The sequence below is a fragment of the Pseudomonas sp. SWRI22 genome (assembly GCF_014268395.2).
Lineage (GTDB): Bacteria > Pseudomonadota > Gammaproteobacteria > Pseudomonadales > Pseudomonadaceae > Aquipseudomonas > Aquipseudomonas paracarnis.
The window spans coordinates 2,173,458-2,188,601 of the sequence record NZ_JABWQK020000001.1; the positions used below are offsets into that span (position 1 = coordinate 2,173,458).

Annotated in this window: 18 protein-coding genes; 7 read left to right on the forward strand and 11 right to left on the reverse strand. The window is 58.6% G+C overall.

From position 1 onward, the window contains the following. The first annotated feature begins 17 nt into the window (after positions 1-17). From sctL to HU730_RS09675, 6 genes are all read left to right on the forward strand, one after another. Entirely contained in the window at positions 18-590 is a 573-nt protein-coding gene (sctL, locus tag HU730_RS09650; RefSeq protein WP_034128089.1) for a type III secretion system stator protein SctL, read from the forward strand. Positions 591-694: 104 nt separating this feature from the next. Beyond that, positions 695-913: a hypothetical protein gene (locus tag HU730_RS09655; protein ID WP_186526974.1), complete on the forward strand. Its 219-nt coding sequence runs from the start codon at positions 695-697 to the stop codon at positions 911-913. Position 914: 1 nt separating this feature from the next. Beyond that, positions 915-1,304, forward strand: a complete 390-nt coding sequence (locus HU730_RS09660; protein ID WP_034128091.1) for a type III secretion system chaperone — start codon at positions 915-917, stop codon at positions 1,302-1,304. Positions 1,305-1,318: 14 nt separating this feature from the next. Further along, positions 1,319-3,457, forward strand: coding sequence for a type III secretion system outer membrane ring subunit SctC (gene sctC / locus HU730_RS09665; RefSeq protein WP_034128092.1), 2,139 nt, complete (start codon positions 1,319-1,321; stop codon positions 3,455-3,457). Beyond that, positions 3,454-3,657 carry an HrpT family type III secretion system protein gene (gene hrpT / locus HU730_RS09670; protein ID WP_034128093.1) on the forward strand — a complete coding sequence of 68 codons (204 nt, stop codon included), beginning with the start codon at positions 3,454-3,456 and terminating at the stop codon, positions 3,655-3,657. Before sctC ends, hrpT begins: the two co-directional genes overlap by 4 nt. Beyond that, complete coding sequence (locus HU730_RS09675) at positions 3,654-4,019, forward strand: transcriptional regulator (RefSeq protein WP_217862443.1); 366 nt, start codon at positions 3,654-3,656, stop codon at positions 4,017-4,019. The genes hrpT and HU730_RS09675 overlap by 4 nt, the downstream gene beginning before the upstream one ends. Here the strand turns inward: HU730_RS09675 and sctU are convergent, their stop codons facing one another. The 11 genes from sctU to HU730_RS09730 are packed head-to-tail and all read right to left on the reverse strand — an operon-like array spanning position 4,020 to position 14,162. Next, complete coding sequence (gene sctU / locus HU730_RS09680) at positions 4,020-5,117, reverse strand: type III secretion system export apparatus subunit SctU (protein ID WP_034128095.1); 1,098 nt, start codon at positions 5,115-5,117, stop codon at positions 4,020-4,022. Continuing rightward, entirely contained in the window at positions 5,114-5,902 is a 789-nt protein-coding gene (gene sctT, locus HU730_RS09685) for a type III secretion system export apparatus subunit SctT (protein ID WP_054897140.1), read from the reverse strand. The genes sctU and sctT overlap by 4 nt, the downstream gene beginning before the upstream one ends. A gap of 9 nt (positions 5,903-5,911) precedes the next feature. After that, the gene (gene sctS, locus HU730_RS09690; RefSeq protein ID WP_034128097.1) at positions 5,912-6,175 is read right to left on the reverse strand and encodes a type III secretion system export apparatus subunit SctS; all 264 of its coding nucleotides are present in this window, start codon (positions 6,173-6,175) and stop codon (positions 5,912-5,914) included. A 7-nt stretch (positions 6,176-6,182) separates the two neighbouring features. Then, positions 6,183-6,839 (reverse strand): type III secretion system export apparatus subunit SctR, encoded by a 657-nt coding sequence (gene sctR / locus HU730_RS09695; protein ID WP_034128098.1) that lies wholly within the window; start codon positions 6,837-6,839, stop codon positions 6,183-6,185. Further along, positions 6,836-7,849: a FliM/FliN family flagellar motor switch protein gene (locus HU730_RS09700; RefSeq protein ID WP_186526976.1), complete on the reverse strand. Its 1,014-nt coding sequence runs from the start codon at positions 7,847-7,849 to the stop codon at positions 6,836-6,838. Before HU730_RS09700 ends, sctR begins: the two co-directional genes overlap by 4 nt. A 2-nt stretch (positions 7,850-7,851) precedes the next feature. Next, positions 7,852-8,307, reverse strand: a complete 456-nt coding sequence (locus HU730_RS09705; RefSeq protein ID WP_034128100.1) for a type III secretion system HrpP C-terminal domain-containing protein — start codon at positions 8,305-8,307, stop codon at positions 7,852-7,854. Next, positions 8,304-8,732, reverse strand: coding sequence for a YscO family type III secretion system apparatus protein (locus HU730_RS09710; protein ID WP_034128101.1), 429 nt, complete (start codon positions 8,730-8,732; stop codon positions 8,304-8,306). The genes HU730_RS09705 and HU730_RS09710 overlap by 4 nt, the downstream gene beginning before the upstream one ends. Beyond that, positions 8,719-10,077, reverse strand: a complete 1,359-nt coding sequence (locus HU730_RS09715; RefSeq protein WP_034128102.1) for a FliI/YscN family ATPase — start codon at positions 10,075-10,077, stop codon at positions 8,719-8,721. The genes HU730_RS09710 and HU730_RS09715 overlap by 14 nt, the downstream gene beginning before the upstream one ends. Beyond that, positions 10,074-10,979 (reverse strand): FHA domain-containing protein, encoded by a 906-nt coding sequence (locus tag HU730_RS09720; protein ID WP_034128103.1) that lies wholly within the window; start codon positions 10,977-10,979, stop codon positions 10,074-10,076. The genes HU730_RS09715 and HU730_RS09720 overlap by 4 nt, the downstream gene beginning before the upstream one ends. A gap of 37 nt (positions 10,980-11,016) precedes the next feature. Continuing rightward, on the reverse strand, positions 11,017-13,110 hold the full coding sequence (gene sctV / locus HU730_RS09725) for a type III secretion system export apparatus subunit SctV (RefSeq protein ID WP_186526977.1): 2,094 nt from the start codon (positions 13,108-13,110) through the stop codon (positions 11,017-11,019). Further along, positions 13,107-14,162 (reverse strand): TyeA family type III secretion system gatekeeper subunit, encoded by a 1,056-nt coding sequence (locus HU730_RS09730; RefSeq protein ID WP_096144145.1) that lies wholly within the window; start codon positions 14,160-14,162, stop codon positions 13,107-13,109. The genes sctV and HU730_RS09730 overlap by 4 nt, the downstream gene beginning before the upstream one ends. A gap of 263 nt (positions 14,163-14,425) precedes the next feature. On the opposite strand from HU730_RS09730, the gene HU730_RS09735 reads away from it, so the two are divergent. Continuing rightward, entirely contained in the window at positions 14,426-14,977 is a 552-nt protein-coding gene (locus HU730_RS09735; RefSeq protein WP_034128106.1) for an RNA polymerase sigma factor, read from the forward strand. The last annotated feature ends 167 nt before the right edge of the window (positions 14,978-15,144 follow it).

The window sequence follows — 15,144 nt, forward strand, 5'->3', positions numbered from 1 at the left end:
ACACCAGAGCATTGTCTATGTTGACCCAACGCAAAATCGAATTGCACGACGGCGCTTCCGGGCAGCCAAAAGTACTGATTACCCGGGAGATGCTCGCCGATTGCTTTCAGTCCGCGCAGTTGCTAGATAGCGCACGGGCACAAGCTGAAGAGCTGCTGCGCCAGGCGGTTGAGCATCGTGAAGAAATGCTTGAGCAGGCCCGCCTCGACTTCTGGTCACGCGCCCACGCGCAACTCAGTGCGTGGGAGCGCCAACGCAAGGCGATGTGTGACAACCTCGAACACTACGCAACATCCATCGCCAACCGAGCCTTCCACTGCCTGTTGGAGGAAGTGCCTCCCCCAAAGCGCCTTTCGGCATTGGTCAAACAGTTGGTAACGACGCAAATTCCACCTATGAAGGCCACCTTGGTTTGCAACCCGCTCGAACATGAGCAGATAGCCCAAGCCTTGGTCCAGCTGGGCTCTACACCTTGGAAGCTTCGCCCCGATGACCAGGTCAAACCTCAATCGCTGCTACTGGAAACAGATGAAGGCGATTTTCGGATCGACTGGGCCTCGATGCGAGAAATATTGTTTACAAACGTGTAGGGACATAGCGGTAGAGGCAGGCGATATCTTTAAAAAAATTTCTTCCGATGGAACTGGTGGCAAACAACCCGCCACACAGTTCAGACACATCTGGAGTAAAAATCATGGACTTTCACGGAAACCTGAAAAACCATTTATTGAGGCAAGTTCAGGCTGATATCAAGCGGGTGAATATGGCCTATAAAGATCCGGAAGCGCTCGATGCAGATATCGATTACTTCAGCAACCTCATGAAACAACAGAAGCTCTCTGTCATCGCGCTCAACGAACACACGCGCTCCAGACATACACTGCTCAAAACAGCGCTGGATGGCGTGCAATAAGTTGCAAGCACTCCTTGCCGGTTGGCTGAATGGCCACGAAGAGCAGCTCACCTTGTTTGAGAGCGACGACGAAATCATCTTTCAACGCGTTTCGAACAGACTGCTGGTAAAGGTCCAGTTGACCCAGGCGGGTGACCACAAAGCCCAGTTGCGCACCTGGATGCGCTTGGGAGGCCCTAGCCTGAGCTATTTTCACGGTGCAGTTGCATTGGCGCCGACCACCGGTGCGCTTTGGCTTATTCAATGCGTGGAGAGGGGGCACGGCGAAGCGCTGGCGAAGTGTCTCGAGTCCCTCCTCAACCAACGCGACACCTGGCGCGCCGTCGTCGCGCGCCAGGCGCGGCCTGTACGCACATTCATATCCACGTCGCTGCGCTCGACACCGTACTAACCAGAGACTTTCCCATGCCTGATAAAAACGACAAGCACAAACGCTTGCGCCCTCACGTACCTGCTTTTACTCCCCGCGCCGCCTGGTGTTGGCTCATTATGCTGCCTGGGTGGCTGCTACCACTGGATAGCGCGCTGGCCGCTATACCTCCTGAGTGGAAGAACACGGCCTACGCATATGAAGCCCAGCACAAGCCAGTGCGCGAAGTGCTGGAGGATTTTGCCCAGACATTTGGTACTCAGCTCCAGGTCGAGGGCCTGCTCGAAGGTAACGTCAACGGCAAGATACGCGCAAATACGCCGCAATCATTGCTCGACCGGTTGGGGGTCGAACACCGTTTCCAATGGTATATGTATAACAACACCCTCTATATCAGCACCCTGGACCAGCAAGAATCCGCGCGCCTGGAAGTCTCCTCCGAGACCATCGCGGACCTCAAACAAGCGCTGACCGATATAGGCTTGCTCGACAGTCGTTTCGGCTGGGGCGAGTTGCCGGAAGACGGTGTTGTGCTGGTCTCCGGCCCGAAGGTTTATATCGAACAGATCAAGCGCTTCAGCAGCCAGCGCCGTTCTACGGATGAAAAACAGAGCGTGCTGAGCTATCCACTGAAATTCGCCAGCGCGGCGGATCGCCAAATGGAATACCGCAACGAAAAAATCATCATCCCCGGTGTAGCCACCATGCTAAGAGGGCTTCTGGAACCGCGCTCACCCTCATCGTCTTCGGCGCAGTCTCAACGCTCCATCACCCCGCCCCCGTTCATCACTCCGGTGGTGCCACGCTTGAGCAACCCGTTGCTGGGGCAAATGCTCGGCTCCACGCCGACAACCGGGTTGAACGACTCGACCGATACGGGCATGTCAATCACCCGGCGGTCCCCCCTCAGCCCTGCCCGTATCCGCGTCGAAGCCGACTTGCGCAATAACGCCATCCTGATTTATGACGTGCCGGAACGGCAGGCAATGTATCGCGAACTGATCACCCAGCTCGACGTGGCACGCAAACTGGTGGAAATCGATGCCATCATCCTCGACATCGAGCGCACGCAACTGCGCGAATTCGGGGTGAGATGGGGCTTTCAGAACAGTCGCTTCAGTGGCGCAGCCAACATGATTTCCGGCAACGCTCAACTGACAATTGAAAACCGCGGTCGTTTCGACGCGGAGATACGCGCGCTGGAAGCCAAGGGCCTGGCAACCATGGTGTCCAATCCGTCAGTCCTGACACTGGAAAACCAGCCAGCGGTAATTGATTTCAACCGGACCCAATACCTGACTCGCGGTCGGCAGAACGCTACGATTTTACCGATCACCGTGGGTACCAGCTTCCAGGTCGTGCCCCGCGTCATCACGAGCCGTGGTGGCCATCAGATTCAGCTGTTGGTAGATATCGAGGACGGTAACTTCGAAGAGGCCAACCCTACTCCCGGTAGCTTCGATGTACGCCGAGGCAAAGTCAGCACCCAAGCCATCATGGCCGAAAAACGTTCGCTCGTGGTCGGTGGTTTCCATGTCACCGAAAGCACCGACAAGCACAGCAAAGTACCCCTGCTGGGGGATATTCCGTTGTTGGGCAAGGCGTTGTTTTCCTCCACTGAACGACAGAACAATCGGCGCGAACGTCTATTTATCCTCACGCCACGCGTTATCGGCGACCAGACCGACCCGTCACGCTACCTGCCCCAGGCAGACCAGGTCGAATTGCAAGCCGCTCTCACCCCCCTGGCCAGGCGCTACGACCCTCACCAGCCAGTGATCAAGCGCAGCGACATTATCAGTACCCTGGCGCACCTGGTCACCGGGCAAGTGCCCAAAGCCTTCAAGGTAGCGCCGATGCCCCTGGGGCTGAACACCTTGTGCAGTACCCGCAACTTGCTGGCGCTGAACACCGAGCGCAGCCAGTGGTACGCCGGCCCGCAGTACAACGTAGCCGTGGTGGTGCTGCGCAACCAGTTCAATCGCAATGTGCGCATCGACGAAAAGGAATGCAGTACTTCGCAAACCCTGGCCGTGAGTGTCTGGCCCCGCGCCTGGCTCAAGCCGGGCGAGGAAGCAGAAGTGTTTATCGCCATGCGCCCGGTGGTCAAGGATGAACACATCAGCGTGCCCCGTCCCTCCCTGATCACTCCAACTCAAAAGGCCAAGCCATGAAACATCGCTCGCTGTACATCACCCTGATCGGCGCGGCGCTGCTCGTCGCCGGTTGTACGCCCACCTGCAAGGGCGACTCCTGCTCACGTCCGCAATCGTCCAAGGACAAGCTGGTGATTTGGTGGCCTTCACAAACGCGCGTCGAACCCGGCCCTGCCGGAGAACGCCCGGACTATCAGACGGTGTCGCTGGAACGATGAGCGCCCAGGGAACCCCGGCCGATAAACGCCAGGTCTTCCTCGACAGCCTGGTGGGCGGCTCTGCCGCCCACCTGACGCTTGGCCCGGGGGTAACAGCCAGCAACATGCAAGCCGGAACCCGTCAGGGTCTGGCCCTGCACGTGGCTCGCGAGGCGCTGCAAGCCTCACAATTGCAGAACGCGCTGGAGCGGCGTTTCGAGCAGGCCGTGGCATTCGATGGCTGCTTTATCTACATTGACGCACAGGACGCGCTGGTGATCTGGCATGCACTGCCCCCACAGCCCAACCTGCTCGACAGGCTCCTCAGCCGAATGTTGTCGTTGGCCAACCTTGAAACCCTGGATGCGCGTACCCGGCGCTGATCAACGCAGATCAAGCTCCGGCAACTCCAGAGTTTCACGCTTGGCCTCATCATCAAGCTCGCGCAGGGTGCGGTAGATCAATGCCACGGCCTGCAGGGTTTCACGAGGAATTGTCGCCCCCAGCTTGTTCGTATACAGCGTACGGGCCAGCCACACGCACTGGATCACCGGTACATCAGCCGCTTTGGCGCGAGCGATCAACGCACGGGCGTCATCATCAGTCCCTTTGCTCACCAGCAGGGGCAGCGGCGTTTTGCCGGGGCGGTAATACAAGGCCACGGCAAAGTGCGTCGGGTTGACCACCAGCATATCGGACTCCTCCAGCTTGGGCAGCTTGACCTTCGGCTCCTCCTGGGCCAATTGCTGCGCCAGGGCGCGGCGCTGCCCCTTCACGTGGGGATCGCCCTCCATGTCCTTGTACTCTTTCATGACCTCGACCTGGGTCATGCGCATGCGCTTGGCAAAGAAGTATTTCTGCATCGCCAGGTCGATAAGCGCCAGCACCAGCAATAACCCGAGACAGGCATGCAGCAGATAGCGGAACAGGGCGATCAATCCCAGGAGGTAGCTTTGCAGATCGCTGGTGGCCATATTGATCAACGCCCCCAGGGAAGGCCAGATCACCACGTACAGGATCAGGCCCAGCAGTGTTGCCTTGACGATGCTCATCAACAGGTTCATTACCGACTGGGCAGAAAACATTTGCTTGAGTTGGCTGAGCGGGTTGAGACGATTGAAGTCGAGCTTCAAGGCGTCCGGCGCGAACAGAATCCCGAACTGCATCCAACTGCTGACCAGCTTCGTGATAATCGCCACCGCGGCCATCAACAGGGCGAAGGAGAAAAACAACATCAAACCTTCGACCATCACTTCTTCCAGCGCCTGCGGGAAAGGCAAGGACAGACGCGTGATCGGCAGCAGCATCAACTGCTGGAAACGTTGCAGGCTGCTCTCGGCGGTGAACAAGGCGATTTCGCTGATGGCTGTCAGCACCAGTAGCTTACCCACATCCTGGCTTTGGGCGACTTGGCCTTTCTTACGCTGATCACGCAGCTTCTTGGCTGATGCGGGGTGCTTCTTTTCCCCCGAATCACTCATGACAGCGAGACCTTGAAAAACACGCCCAGGGAGTGCTTGAGGTCTTTAAGCAAGCCCATGCGCCCGACGATCAGGTCCTGCAGCAACGCAAAATACAACAACAGCACACCGATACCCGCCAGGCTCTTGAGGGGCGGCGCCAGCGTACTCACTTGCAATTGCTGACTGTAGACCCCCAGCAGCGCGATGCCGAACTCCAGCAACAGCAGCACTGCAATAAAGGGGGCAGCGTAGAGCATCATGTGCGTGAAGGTATCGCCAAGCAGGCCGACAAATACATCGAACCCATCGGCAGCGGGCAGTGGAAACCACACCGTCGGTGGCCAGAGCAGATAGCTGTCCCAGATCACCTGCGTCAACGCCCCGAGGCCCATACTGGCCATCAGCAAAAAAATCGCCAATTGTTTGAACAGATGCCCGGCCGGCGTCGCGTCTGGCCCAAGCGAGGGGTTGAGCTGACCACCGGCCAAAGCGCCCCGCTGGTTATCCAACAACGCCCCGACCGACTCGAACAGCCAGAACGGCATCGACAGCAACACACCCAGCAATAACCCCAGGGCCAACTCTTTGAGGACCAGCCCTCCGAGCATCAGCGCCGAGTGTTCCTGGCCCTCCAGCATGACATGAATGGCAGGTGCAGGCAGCAGTGCCATGACCACCACAATGGTATGCCGCAGCATGCCGCGTATATGTTGAAAACAGAATGCCGCCACGAGGAAAGCGCAGGGGTAGATACGCGCCATGGCGACCAGCAGGGAGGGCAAATACTCAAGATATAACAGCACAGGCAGACCTCAGTGCAGGGCCGATCGACCGATCATGTCAAAGGTCAAGTTCATCAACTGGATCAACTCCACACCGATCCAGCGACCGGTCATGATCAGGGTGATCCCCACTGCCACCAGCTTGATACCGAAGGGCAACGTCTGGTCCTGGACCTGCATCAGCGCCTGCACCAGGGAGGTCATGACCCCCACCACCACCGCCACGATCAGCGGCGGCGCCGTCAGCATGACTACCAGCAACATGCCCTGCTTGAACAGTACGATGGGTTCCATAGGTCACTCAGAGATAGGAAAAGAACAGGCTGTCGAGCAACCGCGACCACCCGGAGACCATCACGAACAAGAGCAATTTGAGCGGCAGGGAAATGGTCATGGGCGAGACCATTTGCATACCCAAAGCCAAGAGGAGATTGGAAACGATCAGGTCAATCACGATGAAAGGGATATAGATCAGGAAGCCGATTTCGAACCCCGCCTGCAACTGTGACAGCACAAAGGCCGGTGCCAGCAGGATCAGGTCCTCACGTTGGACCTCCTGCGCCATCTGCGCCGGCCACATGCGCATGGCATTTTCCAACAGGTGGGTAAGAATATCCGGGTCACTGTTGCGCAGCATGAAGGTGCGCAATGGTTTGATCGCCTCCATTCCCGTCTGTTGGAGTGCGCCTACGCTGGTCAGGTCCAGGGGCGACACCTTGACGATCTCGGCCATCTCATAGCCTACAGGCGCCATGATGAACAGGGTTGCCGCCAGGGCAATACCATTGATGGCCATGCCCGGAGGCACCTGCTGCACACCGATGGCATTGCGGGTGATCATCAGCACAATCACGATCTTCAGGAACGCCGTGCAGACGACCAACAGCATGGGCATCAACGACAGTGCCCCAAGAAATATTGCCAGGACGACCGGATCTATTCCCTGGAAACTATTCATCGAGAAAAGATCACGCGAGACATCTGCAGCCCCAGTCGCCCGTCCACTTCAACCAACTGGCCCAGGCCGAGGGGGCGGTCGCCGTAATAGAGACCGGCAGTGCCGGGGGCATAGCCGGCAACCCCCAACACCGCGCCGGGCGCAAGGTTGCGTAATTCGCCGAGGGTCAGGTTCAGCGTACCGCACCGTACATTGAGCGCCATGCTCAGCTCGTCGAATGGTTCATGCCCGAACACATCCATCACCGCTGTTTCATCCTCATGCTCTGAGTAGGGCTGTGTTGCAAAATCCTCATCCACAAACATATCCTCGATAGAAGTAAGGGTCAGGCGCATCGGCCCGGATTCAGCGTCGATCCAGCCCACCAGGCGCTGTTTGCCAACCTGCACGTGGCCGGCTCCCGACGCACTGAAAAAGGCTCGCTCAAGCACCAGCACGTCACCAGCCCGCAAGCCGCGCAGCTGGTGCATGGACAACCGCAGGTGCCCAAGCGTTACGTCAACCGCCAGCCGAAACTGCGCCGGCATCGGCTCAGCCCTGGATCGCCACGGCCCCGCCTTGCATAGCGCCAGAAAGCTCTCGACAGACAGCCACAGATAGCCCGCCACGCGAGAGGCCCCAAGCGTCACGCAGAGTCGACAACCAAAGTTCATGGGGCGAGCGCCTGGCAGCAAACGCAGGTACCCAAACAACGCCTGCACCTGAGGGCTCAGATGATGCTGGAACAACTCCCAGAACCAGGCGTCCGGATCACTCCCGGCCTGCTCGAGCGTCACGGGGCATTCACCCATCAAGCTGAACTGTGGTCCTGGCTCACTGAAGGCCAAGACGCCACAGGCGGTTTCGAAGCAGAGCGGCTGGATGCCCACAGGAGCAGTACCAGGCTCCATTCTCAACTCGCCACTCGACCCAGCGACCTCGAACGGCATACACAACCCTTGCCCCAAGCGCTGCCGGGCAACCGCAATATCGGTTTTGAATCTGGGAAGTATCAAAGGTGGCAGCATCATGCCTACGTCGATTTTGCCAGATACAAACTGACAGGCTGGCGCAGGCTCTGCGCCAACCGTTGCTCACATTGTTGGCGTACACCACTGAGCCAGTGCACCGTATTGTCTTGCTCTGCGTGCAGCTCGACATTCCAGCCCCCCTGCTCCCGACGGATACTGGCGTTGATCCGCCCCAGGCGGCCCAGGTGAAAAACAGCCATCAACGGCCATTGCGAACCAACGAGCATTCGCGGCGCCAACTGCTCGGTCAGTGCCCCGATCATGGCGACATCGCCCGAGGCTTTGATTCCGTTCAGAGACGCTCCATACCCCCCGCTTTCCTGGCCACCATCGTCAAACAACCGGGCGAACAATCGCCCTTGCTCCCAAGGCACCAGGGTACCGAATTCAGGTGCACGATCATCGCGAGACTCTCGTGGACGCTGACGTTCGGGCGGACTAACTGAAACCTGTTTCATATCGGCTCCTGCCTCAGTAACTCAGATAACTCTTGTATTTTTTCTACCTGGCGCAAGCACAAGGTGACGTGTTTCTGCGCCTGGCCGACCCGTGCAGCCCGCTCTTGCTGCTGCTCTTGGAGTTGCAACAATTGGCCTTCTTCACGCCGGGTACCCGCCGATAATTGCCGCTCCTTGGCACTCCAGTTTTTCAGCGCCTTGAACGTCACCACCTGCCCCTGGTGCTGACTCAACAGCTGCGCGCATTGCCGGGCCTCTTCCAGGCGGGTTTGCTCGAGGACTTCCTGCGCCTCCCGGATATGCGCGACCAGCGCTTGCTGCGCCCTTTTTGCCTCACGCAGCGCACGCTCGGCGCGGTCTGCACGGTGTCGGCGCAAACGTCGCAGGGTATCGATTTCAGCCGGTAACACTTCAGAATGGGACATGGGCGGTCAGCTCAGCCAATTGGTCCATGGTGGCGGCAAGCGGCGAAGGTTCGCGCAAGTCCTGGCGCAGAAAGCCATCTACCGCCTGCCGACTGTCAACAGCCAGGTCGGTGAGTGCATCGTTGCCGGGCTGATATTCCCCCAACTTGAGCATCAGCTCGATCTGCTGGTAAGCCGACAGCAAGCGTCGTAGCGCCGTGCCGGCACGGATATGCACGGGCTCGGCAACATTGCTTAGAATCCGCGAAAGGCTGGCCAGGACATCGACCGCCGGGTAATGGCCGCGCTCGGCCAGCTTGCGCGACAGGACGATATGACCGTCGAGCAGAGAGCGCACCTCATCCGCTACCGGATCGTTCATGGAGTCCTGTTCGATCAACACTGTATAGATGGCCGTGATCACGCCTTCACGGGTCAAGCCGGCACGCTCCACCAGACGTGGCAGCAAACTGTAGACCGACGGCGGCAGACCACCGCGCCCCAAGGGTTCACCGGCAGCCAGGCCGATTTCACGTTGGGCCCTGGCAAAACGGGTCAGAGAGTCGATCAGCAACAGCACCCTCTGGCCCTTGCGCCGGAAACCTTCGGCCAGCGCAGTTGCCGTGAACGCAGCACGCGCGCGCTCCATGCTTGAGCGGTCGGAGGTTGCACACACCAACACGGCCTTGGCACGCAACTGCTCATCCAGTTCATGATCGAGAAACTCGCGCAGTTCCCGGCCCCGCTCCCCGATGAGACCGAATACGATCACATCGCACTCCACGTTACGGGCGATTTCGGCCAACAAGGTGGTCTTGCCACAACCGGCTCCGGCAAACAGCCCGACACGCTGCCCCTCCCCCAGGGTCATCAGGCCATCAATCGAGCGCACCCCCGTAGCCAGTGCGCGGTTGATCCGCGGCCGTTCGGTAGGAAGAGGCGCCTCGCATAACACTGTGGTCGCCCCAGGGGTGTCCGCTTCCACGAACGCGCTCACACCATCGCCCGCAATCGGGCGGCCAAAACCATCCAGCACCTGCCCCAACAACTCATCACCGACCCGGACCTGATGCGGAACCCCCAACCGCTCGACGCTGGCGCCTACACGCACGCCTTCAAGGTTGCCCAGGGCACTGAGCACCGCATCGCGCTGATCGAACCCGATGATCTCGGCGAGCATGTAGTCGCCCGGCCCTTTTTCGACTTTGCATAGGTCACCAATACGTGCCTGCGGCAACCGGCACTGCAGCAGCATGCCGTTCACGCGCTGGATACGACCGAGCATTGTCACCGGCGCGAAACTGCTCAACGCCTGTGACTGGTTCAGTTGCCAGGCCTCCAGACGCTCCTGCAGCGACCCCTTCACCAGCCCACCTCATAGCGTTGCTCGCCGTCAAAAACCACTTTGCTGTTATCGATCAGAACCAGGCGCAGGCCATCCACTTCATCACCCACGAATAAGCGGCTTCCTTCCTCCAGCACCACGTGGCCATTCGGGCCACCCACTATCTGCGAGATCTTGAACGGTAACCTGCCTTCGCGTACCCGTACGCGACTGAGCACCGGCACCACAGTGTCGAATTGCTCGGCAAAACGGTCGAGCATGCGCGCAATCAGTTCCACTTCATCCTGGGAAACAACACCATTGAGGGCAATCTGACCATTGACGATCTGCAAGCTGACGCGCTGGAGCAATTCACGTTCGTTGAGCATCTTCATGAGTTGCTGACGCACCTCAGCGGGTGAGTCCAACCCGGGTTTCTGAATGACCGCCGGCATCAGCGATGCCTGGGCCTCACGCTCACCGCTGAAGATAATGCCGACCGCAGCGATGATCACGGCGCATAGCAGAACCAGGCTGACCAAGCGTTTTTGCTGCAACAAGGGAATGGAAGACAGCGTCAGCGGCAATGGCGCCTGGGGCAAGGGCTCCGTTGCCGGCCGGGGCGGCTTGAGCACCGATGCCTGCCGCCAAGGATGATCGGCAGGGCAGACACACAAGCTGACGGGGCCAATCATAAACGGCGTGTTGAGTGCCAGATCACCGATCTGCGCCAACATTTGCCCATCGCCGTTTTTTAGCAGCCCCGCTTCAGCCTGCACCGACCAGCGCCCTTCGAGCAATAGCAGGCGCGCGTGGTGCTCGGCGATACCGGGATCATCCAGCAAGAGATCAGCGTCCGCGTTGGCGCCAAGGCTCCACTGCTCACCAAACAGAGGCAGCGCAGCCCCTTGATGCAAACCATCCAAGACTCGGAGTTCGAACATCAGTACGTCCCCCCGTACTCTGCAAGTAGCGCTGTGTTCATGCCAATGTCCCGTGCATCAACTCATCCTGGCCAAGGTCAAAACGCCCCAGCACCTTGACCTTGGAAGTGCTCCCCAGCTCGGCGAAAGACAACACCGGCACATGGTTGAACTCTTCAAGCAACAAGGTGCGCAAGGGGCTGCGCAAATCCTGCGCCACCAACAACACACTTTTTATTTTTGCCCGTGCGCTGAAGGCCTGGTTGAGCAGGTTGACCAGCGCAGCGCTATTGTCGCCGTCGAGTGCAAAGAACACCCCGGTCTGGGTCTGGCGCAGCGCCTCGCGCAGGATGTTTTCGGTATGCGGTGACAACAGCCAGGCATGCAGCCCATCGGCCTCGCTGTACTGGTGGTAGATCTGCGACTTGAGGGCAATGCGCGCATAGTCAGCCAGTGCTTCCGGCTCGCGTTCGTGCTGGCCGTATTCGATCAGCGATTCGACAATCAACCTCACGGCCCGCAGCGGAACCCCTTCGCTGGCCAGGCGTTGCAGCACCGCCGAAAATCGCGAGATCGGCATGATGCGTTGCAGTTCCTGCACCAGCTCGGGTTGGTTGTTCTCAAGCCAACTGAGGATCGACTTGCTCTCTTGAATCCCCAGGAACTGCGGCCCGCTGAGCATCATCGCCTTCTTCATGCGCTCGACGATCAGGCTCGTCGCCGTGAAGCGCTCCAACTGCGCGTCATTGAGCAGTGGGTCGTCGGGTGGCAGCCAGAGCCAATCCTGTTCATTGCGCTCGGCCAATCCCGGTATGCCATGCTCAGGCTCAACCGTCAGGGCGCTGCGCTCCACGGCAACGCGCTGGACCACCGACGCCTTGACCATGGGTACCTCATGGACGCAGAAGCGCATTTCATCATCGTCCAGCGAGTCATCGATCTCGACCTCAAACGGCGGCAACGTCAGGCCAATATTGGCAACCAGGGAATTTCGAACCTGACGGATTCCGTGAATAAGATCGGTCACCTCAGGCGTGCCGCGCAAAGCCGAGGGAAACTGCAGCAGATAAGGCCGGGACGGATCAAACCCGCGCAGATCCTCTTTGCCATTTTCTTCAGGCCGCACGGCTTCGACGGCTTCGGCTTCTGGCTGCGCTTCACGTCGGCGCCGACGGTCGAGGTAATAACCCAAGGCGCCGGTCATCATCGCCAGCAGAATAAACACCAGGGTCGGCATGCCAGGCACGATCGCAAACACCAGCATGGCCACCGAGGCGATCATCCAGCTCTTGGGCTCACTGGTCATCTGGCGTGCGATCTCGGCGCCCATGTTCGTGATGCCCTTGCGCCCTTCCGGCGCCACGCGGGTAATGATCATGCCGGCGGTGAGAGAGATCAACAGCGCCGGTATCTGCGCAATCAGACCATCGCCAATCGTCAGCACCGAATACAGCGCCATTGAATCGGCGGCACTCAAGCCGTGTTGGAACATACCTGTGGAGAAGCCGCCCAACAGGTTGACCACAACGATGATCAACCCCGCGATGGCATCCCCCTTGACGAATTTCATGGCACCATCCATGGCCCCGAACAGCTGACTCTCGCGGGACAACTGCTCACGCTTGTCCCGCGCTTGCACGCCGTCAATCAAGCCGGCACGCAAGTCACTGTCGATGGACATCTGCTTGCCCGGCATTGCGTCCAGGCTGAAGCGCGCCGCCACTTCGGCAACCCGTTCAGAGCCTTTGGTGATCACCAGAAAGTTGACCAGGGTCAGGATCAGAAAGATCACCATCCCAACAGCCAGGTTGCCGCCCACTACGAAATTGCCGAAGGCCTCAACGATATCGCCGGCGTCCTGTTCGAGCAGGATCAAGCGCGTCGTTGCGATCGACAACGCCAGGCGGAACATGGTGGTCAGCAACAAAATCGACGGGAAGGAAGAGAACGCCAAAGGCCCGGGCAAGTAAAGTGCCAGCATGATCAGCAGGCAGGCAATACAGATATTCAGCGCAATCAGAATGTCCACCAGCCAGGTAGGCAGCGGCACGATGAAAATGAACACAATGGCCATGATCACCACCGCGCCCAAGACCTCGGCACGCTGCGCCACCTTGAGCAGTACACCGTTGAGGGTGGACAGCACGCTCACGCCAGGATAGTCGAATTAGGAAAACCAGGGCGTATGCCTTCGAGGCGGGCAAGCTCGTCCATCACCAGCAGAAAATTGTGCAGCGCCTCTTGGCGTGATTTGCTATCCGGCCACAAGGCCTCGGGCAACTTTTGAAACAGCTTATAAAGCGCATTGAGAGACACGAGTTTTGATGTGCTGGCCCCCATATCTTCAGCCAGGCGCATGACTTCATTTGTCACGATGCCGGTGTCTGCATAACCCAGCATGCGTCGCAGCAGGCTTACCGCATGCATTTCGATTGCAAGGTTCTGAATCAGCTCACGACAGCTGCATAACACCCCGCTCAATGCGCCGCATTTGCCCAGTCCCGTCAGCAAGGTGCGCAACATTGCCGTAGGGACGGAGGACACATGGGCGGCAATGTCGGCCGTCAGGGCGCTGGACATCATTTTCAACCCATGTGCAAAACGGTCGTCACTGTAGATGCCGAGCAGCGCGTGCATCATGGTCGCCAGGGATTGCCGTGTCACCACACTGGCGTAATAGAGCGCGCGCAGCGCCTGGAGCTCTTCTGGATCGCCACTCTTCTTATGCAAGGCCATGGCAATATTCAGGCCCGCCTGGATCTCCCCTTTGAAGCGGATCTCCAACTTGGCAATTGCATCCCGCGCCAGGTCGGCTTCGGAGTTGCGCACGTCGGCCTCGGCCTGCCCGCACACCGCCTTGAGTACCACGAAGGTGCGTGCCGGATCACCGCCAGTGAGCCCCAGCAATGTATCGATGCTGGGTTGCGTGAGTAATTTCTGCCTGATTCGACGTACTACCGCGGCAAAGCTTTCCTGGGCCGGATGCCCCAACTGCTCATAGAGCTGCGCGAGCACCTGGACAGGAGGCACACGCACGTCAATTACGCGCTTATCCAACGTACGACTGCTGGATTCCACCTCCTGACTGAAGTGCAGAGAAAGATCATCGACACCTTGGCCTGGCTCAGGCTTGGCGGCCGGGCTAGCGGTGGGGAGTTCCACTCGCGGGGTCATTGGCACTTCGTTGGTAGATTCGACTTTCATGGGCAGGCCAGTACAGGAAGAGAGTGTCCATATGTGGTCAGGCCCGCCCAGATGGTTCCACTGAAACTCACTCATCCAACAAGATGAAAAAACCCGCACAGGTCCCTGGTGCCTTTTGCAAATTACTGCACAAAAACACCGCGACCATAACGTATTTATTTATATAAATCATATAGTTACACAGTGATTCTCCTTTGGCACAGGCAGTGCAAAAGAGGTAACCGCCGAAACTATTTCGACTGCGTCTACCTTAAGGAAAAATCATGAATATCCCTATTGAAGCCCTCGTTCACCTTGGTGGCAGTTCGCCTCAATTCATGCTCCATCTGACAGACGATCAACAGAAAAAACTTCGCCGTTTCATTCACAAACGGGTCCTGAACCCGGAAGACGCGGATGATCTTTTGCAATTGACTTACCTGGAGGCCTGGCGCAATCGCGAACGTTTCAGTGGTACCGCGACACTCAGCACCTGGATGTGCGGCATCGCACAGAACCTGATCCGCAATCACTTCCGGCGCCTGTATGCCAAGCCTGCACATTGCGAATTCGACGAGTCGCTGTGGCATGGCCATGAAGAAAACCACAGCCTGGACTGGGAGTTCGAAGTCAACCGGCGCTTGGAAAATACCCTGAGTGCGATTGACCACTTGCCGACCGAGATGCGCAGAACGCTGTACGCCTCGCTGGAAACCGACGGCAGTTACCAGGACACCGCCGACGTACTGGACATTCCTATCGGCACCGTGCGCTCGCGCCTGTCACGGGCCCGCGAACAGCTCAAGCGCGTCACCCACACCCCACTGCATCGGTAAGTTGAGTTAGCCAGTCATGTGTTGGGCGACAGGGATATCTGCCCAACACTGTCGGACATGGCCTGCGAGTAAACCTTCGAAAACGCCAAGCGCTTCCACTCCCCCTCATCCACAACGCATTCGTCACCGCCCGTCGCCAAAACTAGGGCTTTGGCTTAAACAGTTGA

Coding starts and splice junctions, on each gene's coding strand:
- sctL (WP_034128089.1), top strand. CDS start 18: ATGTTGACCCAACGCAAAATCGAATTGCACGACGGCGCTTCCGGGCAG.
- HU730_RS09655 (WP_186526974.1), top strand. CDS start 695: ATGGACTTTCACGGAAACCTGAAAAACCATTTATTGAGGCAAGTTCAG.
- sctC (WP_034128092.1), top strand. CDS start 1,319: ATGCCTGATAAAAACGACAAGCACAAACGCTTGCGCCCTCACGTACCT.
- hrpT (WP_034128093.1), top strand. CDS start 3,454: ATGAAACATCGCTCGCTGTACATCACCCTGATCGGCGCGGCGCTGCTC.
- HU730_RS09675 (WP_217862443.1), top strand. CDS start 3,654: ATGAGCGCCCAGGGAACCCCGGCCGATAAACGCCAGGTCTTCCTCGAC.
- sctU (WP_034128095.1), bottom strand. CDS start 5,117: ATGAGTGATTCGGGGGAAAAGAAGCACCCCGCATCAGCCAAGAAGCTG.
- sctS (WP_034128097.1), bottom strand. CDS start 6,175: ATGGAACCCATCGTACTGTTCAAGCAGGGCATGTTGCTGGTAGTCATG.
- sctR (WP_034128098.1), bottom strand. CDS start 6,839: ATGAATAGTTTCCAGGGAATAGATCCGGTCGTCCTGGCAATATTTCTT.
- HU730_RS09700 (WP_186526976.1), bottom strand. CDS start 7,849: ATGATGCTGCCACCTTTGATACTTCCCAGATTCAAAACCGATATTGCG.
- HU730_RS09705 (WP_034128100.1), bottom strand. CDS start 8,307: ATGAAACAGGTTTCAGTTAGTCCGCCCGAACGTCAGCGTCCACGAGAG.
- HU730_RS09710 (WP_034128101.1), bottom strand. CDS start 8,732: ATGTCCCATTCTGAAGTGTTACCGGCTGAAATCGATACCCTGCGACGT.
- HU730_RS09720 (WP_034128103.1), bottom strand. CDS start 10,979: ATGTTCGAACTCCGAGTCTTGGATGGTTTGCATCAAGGGGCTGCGCTG.
- HU730_RS09730 (WP_096144145.1), bottom strand. CDS start 14,162: ATGAAAGTCGAATCTACCAACGAAGTGCCAATGACCCCGCGAGTGGAA.
- HU730_RS09735 (WP_034128106.1), top strand. CDS start 14,426: ATGAATATCCCTATTGAAGCCCTCGTTCACCTTGGTGGCAGTTCGCCT.